The sequence below is a fragment of the Spirosoma profusum genome (assembly GCF_014699005.1).
In the GTDB taxonomy this organism is placed as follows: Bacteria; Bacteroidota; Bacteroidia; order Cytophagales; family Spirosomataceae; genus Spirosoma; species Spirosoma profusum.
Window position 1 is genome coordinate 101,393 of record NZ_JACWZY010000013.1, and the last position, 13,062, is coordinate 114,454.

7 protein-coding genes are annotated in these 13,062 nt (G+C 46.9%); 6 read left to right on the forward strand and 1 reads right to left on the reverse strand.

Going from position 1 to position 13,062, the window contains the following annotated elements:
- Positions 1-161: 161 nt before the first annotated feature.
- The 6 genes from IC229_RS16450 (at position 162) to IC229_RS16475 (ending at position 11,558) form a co-directional block, all read left to right on the forward strand.
- Entirely contained in the window at positions 162-3,401 is a 3,240-nt protein-coding gene (locus IC229_RS16450) for a SusC/RagA family TonB-linked outer membrane protein (RefSeq protein ID WP_190888093.1), read from the forward strand.
- Positions 3,402-3,478: 77 nt separating this feature from the next.
- The gene (locus tag IC229_RS16455; RefSeq protein WP_190888094.1) at positions 3,479-4,927 is read left to right on the forward strand and encodes a SusD/RagB family nutrient-binding outer membrane lipoprotein; all 1,449 of its coding nucleotides are present in this window, start codon (positions 3,479-3,481) and stop codon (positions 4,925-4,927) included.
- 424 nt (positions 4,928-5,351) lie between these two features.
- Complete coding sequence (locus IC229_RS16460; protein WP_190888095.1) at positions 5,352-8,570, forward strand: SusC/RagA family TonB-linked outer membrane protein; 3,219 nt, start codon at positions 5,352-5,354, stop codon at positions 8,568-8,570.
- A 22-nt stretch (positions 8,571-8,592) separates the two neighbouring features.
- Positions 8,593-10,140, forward strand: coding sequence for a SusD/RagB family nutrient-binding outer membrane lipoprotein (locus IC229_RS16465; protein WP_190888096.1), 1,548 nt, complete (start codon positions 8,593-8,595; stop codon positions 10,138-10,140).
- 470 nt (positions 10,141-10,610) lie between these two features.
- The gene (locus tag IC229_RS16470; protein ID WP_190888097.1) at positions 10,611-11,129 is read left to right on the forward strand and encodes a hypothetical protein; all 519 of its coding nucleotides are present in this window, start codon (positions 10,611-10,613) and stop codon (positions 11,127-11,129) included.
- Between the two features lie 39 nt (positions 11,130-11,168).
- The gene (locus IC229_RS16475; protein WP_190888098.1) at positions 11,169-11,558 is read left to right on the forward strand and encodes a hypothetical protein; all 390 of its coding nucleotides are present in this window, start codon (positions 11,169-11,171) and stop codon (positions 11,556-11,558) included.
- 12 nt (positions 11,559-11,570) lie between these two features.
- Here IC229_RS16475 and IC229_RS16480 read toward each other — a convergent pair whose 3' ends face one another.
- The gene (locus IC229_RS16480) at positions 11,571-13,049 is read right to left on the reverse strand and encodes a PQQ-dependent sugar dehydrogenase (RefSeq protein WP_190888099.1); all 1,479 of its coding nucleotides are present in this window, start codon (positions 13,047-13,049) and stop codon (positions 11,571-11,573) included.
- Positions 13,050-13,062 lie beyond the last annotated feature (13 nt).

A 13,062-nucleotide genomic window follows, 5' to 3' on the forward strand; every position in this document is an offset into this window, starting at 1 on the left:
ATAGAATTAACTACAAAACCATTTTTTTAAAATTCTATTCTGTAAAAGATAATTTTCCAAATTTCTGAGGATAAATAGCTGCGCTGAAAAACGAATATTATTTTAAGAATATATAATAACTTTGAAAAAGAGTTTAATCTATTCTTAACTTAAATAACGTTATGCGTAAATTTCTACTAACACAGCTCATGCTGTGTTTGCTCGCTATTCCCTTGTTAGCTCAGGATCGAGTTATTACGGGAAAAATCACTTCATCAGAAGACAGCTCTCCGCTACCGGGAGTAAACATCTCGGTCAAAGGCACCACTCGCGGTACAGCAACCGATGCATCTGGTACTTACAGTCTTAACGTTCCGGACAATGCTACTGCACTGATTTTCTCATTCATTGGCTTTGCGCGCCAGGAGGTTGCTATTGGCAATCAATCAACAATTAACGTAACACTGGTTCCGGATGCATCGCAACTTCAGGAGGTTGTTGTAACGGCCTTAGGTATTGCCCGCGACAAGAAAGCACTAAACTATGCTGTTCAGGACGTCAAAGCAGACAAACTAAATTTCGCTCGTGATCAGAACGTGGGTAATGCACTTGCCGGTAAGGTAGCCGGGGTACAGGTGTTAGGCCAGTCGGGAGCGAAATTTGGTAGCCCAAACATCCGTATCCGGGGTATTAACTCGCTGACGGGTGGCGATCCTCTATATATTGTGGATGGTACGCCGACTGACATTAGCCAAGTGAACATGGATGACGTCGATAACCTGTCAGTGTTGAAAGGCCCATCAGCTACGGCTCTGTATGGTAACCGGGCTTCGGCAGGCGTTATCGTAATCACCACGAAGCGCGCAAAAGCTGGTGAAACCCGTCTTGATATCAACCACAGCACTACGTTAGATATGGTGGCTCTTCTGCCTAAATATCAGAATGAATATGGCGGTGGTTATTCGCAGGAATGGGAGACGTTCGAGTATGACCCAGCGATCCATCCAGCGGCATGGTCTTCGTTTAATGGTCAGAAAATTTTGGATTACTCAGCCGATGAAAGCTGGGGGCCCCGTTTGGACGGTTCTCCACACCGTTCGGCGTTCTCCTGGCAGCCAGGACCAGAGTTTGGTCAGTTGACTCCTTACTCAGCTCAACCAAACAACGTGCGTGATTTCTTCGAAAAACCAATCAGCAATAATACCAATATTGCTTTCGCGCGCGGTACGGATGTGTTCCAGAGCCGGATTTCGTATACGCACATTATCAATAATGGTATCATCCCAAACTCGTCGCAGACTCGGGATTATATCAGCGCCAAGAATTCGATTACGTTCGCCAAGAATCTGACTGCCAACCTAAATATTAATTACACATCAACCAACACGAAGAACCAGCCCGCTGACCGTTACGGCTCAACTGGAGGTACATCACCACAAAATAGTGGCCTCACAGGTACAGGCAGCCCCTTGACTGTTGGTAACACCACATTGAATGGCTTTAACCAGACAATAGGCATGTTTAACCAGTGGTTTCAGCGGCAGCTACGTATGGAAGACCTTCGTAACTACAAGAATCCAGATGGTACGTTCCGAAGCTGGAACATCGGTGGTCCGCTTGATCCTAAGCCTAAATATTGGGATAGTCCTTATACACAAGCTTTCGAAAACACAAATACGAACCGCAGTGATCGGTTATTTGGTGACTTTGGCCTGACGTATCAGTTTACACCAGCCCTGAAAGCATCAGCTACAGTTCGTAGAGATCAAAATGCTTATTATCAGCAAGGACGTATTGCGATTGGTACGTTGAACGAAGGGGGCGCGGGGGGATTCTCTACACTGAACACAAATAGTCGGGAGAACAACTACGAATTACTGGTAAACTATAACCAGAATCTCAAAGACCTGTCAATTGTCGCTAACGCAGGTGGAAATATCCGTTATAATCGCGTAGACGTTTCATTCCAGGCTACACAGGGCGGTCTTTCTGCACCGGGTTTTTATAATATAGCTGCTTCGATTGGGCGGCCACTGGCTAATAACTACCTCTTTGAACGTCAGGTAAATAGCGTATTTGGTAACGTAAGTATTGGATTCCGTGATTTCGTATTTGTAGAAGCTTCGGCACGTAACGACTGGTCGTCGACGCTGCCAAAAGCCAATAACTCGTATTTCTATCCGTCGTTGTCGGCTGGTTTAATCCTGACCGAACTGTTGCCAAAGAGCAATACGTTGTCGTATGCCAAAATTCGCGCAGGTTACGCACAGGTGGGTACCGACGTAGGACCGTATCAAACTGCGCTGGCCTATACGGCTGGTCAGCCATACGGTACCAGCTCAACGGCTTTCCTGCCTGGTACGTTGCCAAACGCCAACCTGAAGCCCGGTCTTTCTTCGTCTTATGAAGGTGGTATCGACCTGCGTTTCCTGGGTAACCGTATTGGTTTGGAGTTCACCGCCTATCAGAATAACAACAAAGACCAGATTATTCCGCTGCCAGTTGATCCGACTAGTGGTTACACGAATGCGGTTGTTAATGCTGGTTTGATTCGCACAACGGGTCTGGAATTACACATCTACGCCAACCCAATTAAAAACCCGAATGGATTTAGCTGGGAGTTCGACCTCAATGCCGACCGCAACCGTTCGCAGGTTATTGAATTGGCTAGTGGCCTGACCAACTACCAGATTGATGGTCCACAATGGCGTACACTGACCTTAAATGCTCGTACGGGTACTGATGGATCACCTCGCGACTGGGGTACGCTGGTAGGTCAGGGGATCAAAAAAGATGCGAATGGTCGGCCAATGGTGTATGGTAGCGGAGCTAACGCAGGTCTATATATCAAAGAAGATAACGTAGAGCTGGGCTCGGTACTGCCGAAATTTAAAGGGGGCTGGTTGAATACGTTCAGCTACAAAGGATTAACGCTACGTGTAAATACTGACTTTGTAATAGGCGGTAAATTCTTCTCTACGACCAAAATGTTTAATGCAGGTTCAGGTCTGAGTGAAGAAACGGCTGGCCTGAATGAACTTGGTAAGCCCAAACGGGATGATCCAGCAACGGGTGGCGGTATATTGCTCGATGGCGTAACCGAAGATGGCCGTCAGAATACAACACGGGTAGATGCCCAAAATTTATATGAAGGTTGGTTATTCGCGCTGAACGAGCGGTGGATTTACGACAAAACCTACGTTAAACTGCGTGAAGTGGCTTTTGGGTTCAATTTGCCCAAACGTATGCTGGGAAAATGGGCACAATCGGCTAATATTTCGCTGATTGCCCGGAATCCAGTCCTGATCTACAGCGCTATTGGTGGAGGTATCGATATCTCTGAGTCAGAAACGCTGTGGTACGAAGGTGGTCAGTTACCTCCTGTTCGTTCGTTTGGTATCAACCTGCGTCTTAGCTTATAAATCACATCGCTACGTACCAGACGTTAACGTAACAGATAGCGCTCGGTACGTAACGCAAAACGATATTGTCAATAACAATGAAAGCATTTCAATCAATACTTCTAGGTGGGTTACTAGTATCGACAGTGGCCTGTACCAAATTTGAGGAGCTGAACGTCAACCCGAACAGCGCACTCTTCCCGAATACGGCCAGTTTGATGACGGGCGCTGAACGCACTGTAGGAACAATTAATTCACAAGTCGGTCCTGGTGGATTCAATATTGCTCCTGCACTTTATGTGCAGCAGTTCTCTGACGTAACATACATTGAGGATTCGCGCTATAAAACGATCAATTTCAGCTTTAATGGTCTATATGCAGGTCCCCTGGTGAACCTTCAGGCGGTAATTGATCAGAATACGAACGAGGCTACACGTGCTGGAGCGGCCCAGTATGGCTCCAACGCAAACCAGATCGCTATTGCCCGTATTCTGAGAGCCTATATCTATCAGTTCATTACTGACCGTTGGGGCGATGTGCCTTATACGCAAGCCTTAAAAGGTGATCAGAATTTTTCGCCTGCGTTCGATAAACAGCAGGATATTTATAATGACCTGTTTAAGGAATGGAAGGAAGCTGCTGCTCAATTCGATGGTGGAAAAGCGGTAGCAGGCGATATTATTCTGAGCAGCAATGCTGCGCGCTGGAAAAAATTAGCCGCTTCGTTCCGATTGATTGCTGCGTTACGTTTATCGAAAGTTGATCCGGCAAAAGGCAAAACGGAGTTCAATGCAGCCTTAGCGGATGGCGTTCTGGCATCGAATGCAGACAACGTGCAATACAAGTTTCAGGCCGATGTTAATAACGAAAATCCGCTGTATGCCAACTATGTTCGTAATAACCGGAAAGACTTTGCGGTAAGTAGTACGTTCGTCGATTATCTCAAAAAACTGGGCGATCCCCGTTTGCCGATTTACGCTGACAAAAACCTGAAAGGTGACTACGTTGGGGCTCCGTATGCTGTTTTCCCAGCGCCGGGTAAAGCGCAGGACTATTCGCTGGCGGGGCAGGCTATCAGCGCGCAAACGGCACCAGCTAACATCATGACGTATGCACAGGTGCTATTCGCGCAGGCAGAAGCTGCCAAATTAGGCTGGACTACAGGTAATGCGAAGACGTTATATGAATCGGCTATTAAAGCATCTATGCAACAGTGGCTGGGTGCAGCGTATACCGACGCAGCATTCAATACGTATATTGCTCAACCTGACGTAGCATACACAGATGCAAACGCAAATGCGGTCATTGGCAACCAACGTTGGATTGCTTTATTCAACCAAGGTACAGAAGCCTGGAACGAATGGAGACGTACTGGATATCCTGTGTTGAAACCTGCTGCTTCTCCCTTAAATGGTGGTACAGATATTCCTCGCCGGTTAGCGTATCCAACAACAGTGACCACGCTCAATACCAAAAATTACAACGAGGTAGTCACTCGTCAGGGAAAAGACGATCAGTATACCCGAGTTTGGTGGGATAAACAATAGACGCTCTCCCTTACTAATTGATAAAAATGTCCGCTATTCGTAGCGGACATTTTTGTTTTAAAAAAATCTGAAAATTGTTCTTTTCTAATACACTGTGGACTGGTTTCAGGCAAATTTAAACGTAAGCGGAGATTAAAATTTGATTAAAATAAAAGAAAGCCCCATATTCTCACAAAGAAATTGTCTTCGCCCAAGTAAGCAATATATTTGAATTAGATTAGTAAAATAGCTCAAATTTGAGAAATATGAGTACTAAAGTTTATGCACAGTTTATTTGTTACAAAGGAAATTCTTCAAAATAGATAGTTTCAGTATTTTAATTCTACGATTAGCAGGAATTGCAAAATTTTGATTTGCCCTCTAGTGGTATATTTGTGATTGGATTATTAATTTAGTCCCACTTTCTTAACTTAAACTATATTTTATGCGTAAATTTCTACTGGCACAGCTCCTGCTGTGTTTGTCCGCTATTCCATTGATGGCGCAAGTCATTAGCGGAAAAGTCACTTCATCGGAGGATAATAGCCCACTTCCTGGCGTCAGCATTATCATCAAAGGCAAGAACCAGGGAACGACCACCAACGCAGATGGTGCGTATCAGATCACAGCCGCGAAAGGCGAAGTACTTCAGGTTAGCTTTATTGGCTTCACCACAACAAGCGCTAAGATCGAGAATCAGACAACGCTTGATTTTTCGTTGAAACCCGACGCGTCACAACTTCAGGAAGTTGTGGTAACAGCTCAGGGTGTCCGGAAAAGCCACCGGGAAATCGGTTATGCGGTATCGAAAGTTGAAACGGGCGACGTAACAGTTGGTCGTTCTCCGCAGTTGGCACAGGCGCTTTCGGGTAAGGTAACGGGTCTGGCCGTGTACAACGTCAATAACAGCGTTGATCCGGCTGTGAAGGTTGTGTTACGTGGTTATCGCTCATTAACGGGTAACAACGAAGCCCTGGTTGTACTGGACGGTATGCAAACTACGTCTACCATTCTGGCGACTATTAACCCGAACGATATCGAGAGCGTTTCGATTCTGAAAGGCGGTCAGGCTGCTACGTTGTATGGTTCGGCTGGTATTAACGGTGCGCTGATCATTACTACGAAAAAAGGTACGAAAGGCAAAATGAAAGTTAATTTCTCGAATAGCACCAACTTCGAGCAAATCAGCTTCTTGCCTGCACTTCAGGATAAATACGGTTCGGGTTCGCACTACTCGGCCGGATTTGGTACGACAGGTTATAAGACCGACTATCTGGAGCGGATGAAAGACAACTGGCGGTCGTACGAAAACCAGCAATTTGGCGATGCCTTTGACGGTTCGATACGTATGCAGGGCCGGACAACGGAAGATGGTGGGCAATATATGCTGCCTTATTCGGCCATTCCGGATGCGCGTCGGAAAGCCTTTGATACGGGCGTTTCAATGAACAACCAGATTAATTTCTCGGGTGGTGACGAAACCGGTTCGTTCTATATGTCGGTTGAAAATCAGAAGATTGCGGGTATTGTCCCTCACGACAAAAGCGAACGTACCGGTGCGCGTATTTCGGGTACGAAAGAAGTTGGAAAACTTTCTGCTACGTTCAACGCTGCTTATACGCAGGCTGCTTATGATCGGACTTCTTCCGATTTCTACAACGACGTACTGAATCAGCCAGCTAACCTGCCACTTTCCGATTTGCGCGATTGGCAAAACAACAAATTTGCGAACCCAAACGGCTTCTATAACGACTACTATAACAACCCGTATTTCAACGCCGATAATAACCGGATGAAATACAAGGATTCGAATCTGAACGGTACCGTTAGTGCTACGTTGAAAGCCACTCCCTGGTTGTCGATCACCGAACGGCTGGGTATGATGAACAACTCACGTACCGGTAAAAACACAACGGGCAAATTCCTGTATTCAGACTGGGCTAAATCGAAGTCATTCATTCCAGCGCCTTTCTTCCGCGATGGTGATGGAACCGGTATCTACCGGGCTATTACGGATATTCTGGGCTCTGTCCTGGATTACGCAGGTACCGAAAACGTAATCAATAACGAATTCCAGGTGAATGCTAGCAAGGATTTCGGTCCAGTATCGACGAAATTGCTGTTGGGTAACAGCATCTACCAACGCGCGGTTAAAGCAATCGGTATTGGTTCGAGCTCAATTGTCGTTCCAGATGTTTATAACGTAGCAAACCGCCAGGGCGAATTAGTCGGTGGTGAAACTACTACGTTAGAGCGTCGGTATGGCTATTACGCTGACCTGACGGCGAATTACAAAAACTGGCTGATTATCAACGGATCGTTCCGTTACGACTTTACGTCGCGCTTCTACAAGCCGGATCGCCCATCGAACTACTGGTCTTATCCATATTATGGAGCGGCCCTTTCGTTCATTCCTACCGATGCTTTCCCGTCGATGCGTTCTAACTTCCTGAACTATGCCAAAATTCGGGTGAACGCCAACAAGAACGCAAACGACAACATTCCGTTGTACGGTCTGGATCTGGTGTATTCGAATGGCGCAAACTTCCCATTTGGCAATACTGTAGGTCTGACTGTAGGTAATACGTTACCCGACGCCAATCTGAAGCCAGAAACGGTTTATTCGTACGAAGTTGGTGGTGAATTCCAGTTGTTGAACAACCGAATCAATATCGACGTATCGGCCTATACACAAAATTCAAAAGGGCAGGTAATTACAGTTAGTGTTCCTAGATCAACGGGTTTCTCAAATCTGCTGATCAACGTCGGCGAAACCAAAAACTGGGGTTACGAAGCTGAAGTGAAATACCTGATTGCTCGTGGTGGTAAGTTTACCTGGGATGCTGCGCTTCGGTACTCGTACAACGATAACAAAGTACTTGACCTGTACCCAGGTATTACGGAATTCCAATATGGTGGTTTCACGTATGCTACGACGAACGTAATCAAAGATATGCGTTTTCCTTACCTGAAAACGGATGGTTATCAATACGCTCCGGATGGATCGGGTCGGGTGTTAGTGAACGCTACTACGGGCTATCCAAACCGTAATACGTCGCTGGTAGGACGTGGCGGTACGTTACCACGGCACATCGCCGGTCTGGGTTCTAAACTGGAGTACGGCGATCTGAGCTTTACGTTCAACTTCGAATATCGGGGTGGTAACGTAATGTATAGCGACCTGGGCCGTCAGATGAGCTTTACCGGAACGGGTAAATGGACTGAAAATCGTGCTCCTCATATCTATCCCAATTCGGCTATCCTGAATGCAGATGGTACCGTTTCGCCCAATACAACGGTTGTACGGGAAGCTGAATATTCGCTATGGGTTGATAACTACCGCTATATTTCAGAAGCTTACGTTACGCCAGCCTGGTTCGTTAAGCTTCGGGATGTTAACCTTGCCTATCGTGTGCCTCAAAGCCTGATCAACAAGACGAAGATCTTCTCGGGTGCCAGCATTGCACTGTACGGACGTAACCTGTTCACGATCGTGGATAAAATGAATTACTACACCGACCCCGAATTCAGCTATCAGGGCAACCCAGCTCCAGGAAGCACCGCTGTGCCAACAACGAACACGGCAATCGGTATTGGTATCAATTCTACCACACAGACACCACCGGTACGTCAATATGGCGTAAATATTAACCTGACGTTTTAAGGATCACAACGATTGATTTGACATGAAATTAAAAGCAATAGTTATAACGGCCATTGTGGCCATGGTTGGTACTAGTTGTAATAAGTCATTCCTCGACATCAACACCAACCCGAACCAGTTGCCTACAGCTTCGCCAAGCACCGTGTTTACAAATGCGCTGTTCACGACAGCAACAAATATTGCCGGAACCAGTGGCGGACAGGGCTCCAGCGAAATTGGTTATTATTGGTCAGGACAGTGGTCGCAGGGTAATGGCTACATCATCAGCACCACTCAGTTTGCCTATCAGTATACCGATGGCGATTTCAACTACTGGGATCCTTACTACGACAATCTGGAAGATTACCAGTATGTAATCAATAACGCCGATGCGAACAACCAGAAGTATCTGAAAGGTCCGTCGAAGGTGATGAAAGCCATGCTGTTCCAGCAATTGGTGGATATGTATGGAAACCTGCCTTACACGGATGCGCTGAAAGCAACGGCCGCACTTGCGCCAAAATTCGATGATCAGAAAGCTATTTATGAATCGCTGATTACGTTGCTGGATGAAGCCATTGTCGACTTGAAAGCGAATGCCTTCGCCAGTGCTTTTACGGGTTCGGATATTGTGTTTAATGGGAACATTACCCGGTGGGTTCAGTTCGCCAATTCGCTTAAAATGCGTATCCTCATCCGTCAATCGAAGATTACGGGCAGAGATGCATACATTAAGCCAGAAATCAACAAAATCGTAACCGAAGGTTCAGGTTTTATTACGGGCATCGATGTTGGTGTAGGCGGCCCTTCGTTCTTTCTGGCAACGGCTGGTAAATTAAACCCCGTTTATGACCGCTGGGGATATGATGCCAATGGTGCAAAACGGGCATTGAACAACTTTCCTCGCCCAACGCAGTTCCTTGTAAACAGCCTGAAAGCCGCTGGTGATACGCTTCGATTAAAGCGCCTTGCTTATGCTAATGGTGGTGAAAATGCGAGTACTCCCGGCGTTAGTACCCAGAAAGAAGTTATGGCAAACTATTCAGGTACACCGATTGGTGCCAGTTCGGGCTATCTACCAGCTAACACGACTTCACTAGGGCCAAGCTTGATTGTAAAAGGAGAATACAATCGCCCGTATATCCTCATGACCGCTTCAGAAGTTCAGTTCTTACTGGCTGAAGCCAAACAACGATTCAGCGACGTAACGTTAGCTGGTACACCGAAAGCATACTTTGAAGAAGGTATTCTGCAATCGTTCCGGGTGTTGGGTGCTAATACGGCCGGTGCGGCCGCTTTTAAAGGAAGCAAAATCCAGAACTACGATTGGGATGCTTCGACCGATAAACTTGCTGCTATTGCCATTCAGAAATGGATTTCCTTAGCGAACTTGAACGGCCTGGAAGCTTGGGCTGAATACCGTCGTACCAATTTGCCGGTCATCCCGCAAAGTGCACAGGTACCGGAAGCGAACAAGCGGCCATTGCGCTTCTTCTATCCAAACACAGAAGGCGGTTCCAACTCAGCTAATGTAAAAGCGCAGGGAACAATTGACGTATTCGCTACAAAACTGTTCTGGGACGTTGACTAAAACTCCCTGCTACGTAATAAAAAAGAGGCTGCCTACTCAGGCAGCCTCTTTTTTATTACGAGTTGATGAAAAAAAAGCGGATCGACATCGTCGTTCCGCTTTCTGCATTACGCTTTATCCAACTATTAAAAATTCTCCGCTTGAAAGGTATTTACCGACATCGTTGATCGGCCAATACGTCTATAAAACTGGCATTTGTGTGAAAACAGTTACGAACCCCTCCATCTGGTAACAAATCCTGCGTAAAATAGCGACGAATCTTCCAGTTCTACCCAATGTTAGGGACGAACGTATATTTTTCGGTAGGTATATTAATTTTTCGGTAGGTTGATCGCGAATAATCTTTGAGCGAACGAAGCCACCAGTTAATTAATGTTAGTCAGTACAAGACAACCTGTGGGCGTAAATGACTTGTGCAAACTTTTCGCCCTACAGAAGGTTATATTCCTTACACAGAATCACTCAACGCCATGAAAGACGAAACAAATGCGAAACACGAAGACGCGCAGATAAATGGACGCACAGAAGGACCATTTGGATCTGACGATACCGATAAAGACAGGCCATCCGAAGATAATCGGAACCGTTACGAACAGGAAAACTCAGCCAACGGGCTGGATAGCGAGCAGGTTCGGGGTGGTCAGGATGGACGTAACGACCGTGCCATTGGCAGCACCGATATGGATAGTAAAAATGGTATTCTGCGGATGGGTGATACGTCGAACAGTACTCTCGAAGTAACCCAAGAAGGTCTTGATGCCGCAGTTGCTGATTCCAAAACCAGTAATACGTCCATGGTCGACGTAACGACGCACGGCCCCGACGATTACGCTTCGAATGACGAGGTTTCGGCCCCTGAAGCGCAGAAAGAAGCTAAAGAACAAAACAGCACAACTTCGAAATCTGAAAAGTCAGATCAAGCTCAAAAAGAGCGCGAAGAGGATATTGCTGAAACAGGTACCGATTTGAAAAATAAACCGGTTTACTAACGAATTTATCTCAAACTCAACACTAAACCAATCAACGTTATGAGCGTAAGTAGCAATTCCCGCAAAGAGAGCACTGAGTCATATGCCGCTCAAGGTATGCATAGTACGATGGGTACTCCCCCGGAGTTATCTCAGTTGAATGACAAGAATTTAGAAAACGAACTGCCTTCACGCGTGGCCGACAGTAATGATACTGACGTGCCCGGCGACGTAGCAAAAATCGACGCGGAGAACAACGTCGAGAGCGAAGACGATGAAGCCGATAGGCGACGTATCGAAGAAGCTAAACGAGCCTCGTGGGGTCAATCTTCGGTGTCGGAGGACGACACTACCAACGTAACAGAAACCGACTGGAGTCAGGAAGGAGGCACGGAGAACGTACCAGCCACCCGCGCCAACGAACCCGAACGAACATTAGGGAACGCGTAATTCTGAGCCGTTTCAGATATTGAGCCGGTTCAGTGTATAACACACGGACCGGCTCAATATTTTTTTCTGCCCGTTTCCAGATCTGAGATCGCCTAAATTTAGTTCGTAAATACGGCTGGGTTTCAATTCTGCTACTTTCAGCGATACGGTTTTGCGGTCGGCGGACAACGTAGCACTTGTTACGTTGACGGTCTGTACGTCTATCTGTTTGGAACCGTAAGCTTGATGGTACTCGTAGTAGTAGCTGCGAAAACGATAGTTCGCCAGATCCTGGGCAGTTTTCTCATCAAGAGCCTCCGTAAACGTTAAAGCAAAACCAGTTGGCGTGAGTTTCATTGCCAGAATATCGAGCGGAACTTTACCCGGTTTATACTTGATACGTTGGATACCTCGGTCACCAAGCCAGCCGTGATCGGCTTTACCGAGATACAAACTTCCATCGGGAGCGAAAGCCAGCCGGTTGTTGCCGATACGTAGTGGTACGCCGTTTGAACCTGCTTTTTCGAGAAACGGGACGCAGGCTCCCTGCATCTGCCCACCCACTTCATCTGGCAGGATACGTAGCAGATGCGGAAAATCCATTTCCCCGACAAACAACTGACCGGCAAAGGGACCAAATCTCCCACCCGTATTGTCCAGTATGGGCTGCGTTGGTGAATGAGCCATAAATTCATGCGGAAAAGCGAAACTTTCTACGGTACGCATGCTATCGAGCGTACGGACGGGTAATGTCAACGGGTCGATGTCCGGGAAGCCAGACCGCCATACCAGACTAGTTGGGTGCCCGTAAAATTTACCTTCTTCTACGTGATATAACTTGCTGGTGCCCAGCCAGTCGCCCTGATTGTCGCTCACGTAAAGTCGCCCCTGCGCATCGAATCCCATCCCGTTCGGCGACCGAAAACCGGAAGCATACGGTTTCATTTTTCCATCGGGCGTAATCTGCAAGACCCACCCGCGATACGGTACACACGCATACATGCGCCCCTTCCTTCCCAGTTCATCATATTGACCACGTACTTCATTGCGAATACTGGCTCCGTTTGAAGCTGTGTTCAGGCTAATGTATAAATTGCCTTTGGCATCACGAACGGGCCCAAATGCGAATTCATGGTAATTACCTGACATACCAAATTGGTCGGTCACTGTCGTGTATTGATCGGCAACACCATCGCCGTCGGTATCGGTCAGGCGGGTGAGTTCTGGGCGTTGCATCACAATCAACTCCTTGTTACTTACTGCCAGAACCCCCAGCGGATCATGCAGCCCTTCTGCAAAAAGTTTCCAGGTTTTAGTTTTGGGATTGTAAAGCATCACCTCACCCCGGTGAAAGCAGGCTGCCAGCCGACCATCGGGCAGAAACGTAATGCCACCTGTTTCGGCCACCAAGCCCGTCGGCATTGGAATATCCTCAATCTCGTAATAATCCGAAATGGTATCCGCCGGTGAAGCCGACCAAAGAAAAGTAGATAATAGGAGCGAAGCGAACATGAAAAATTAGACG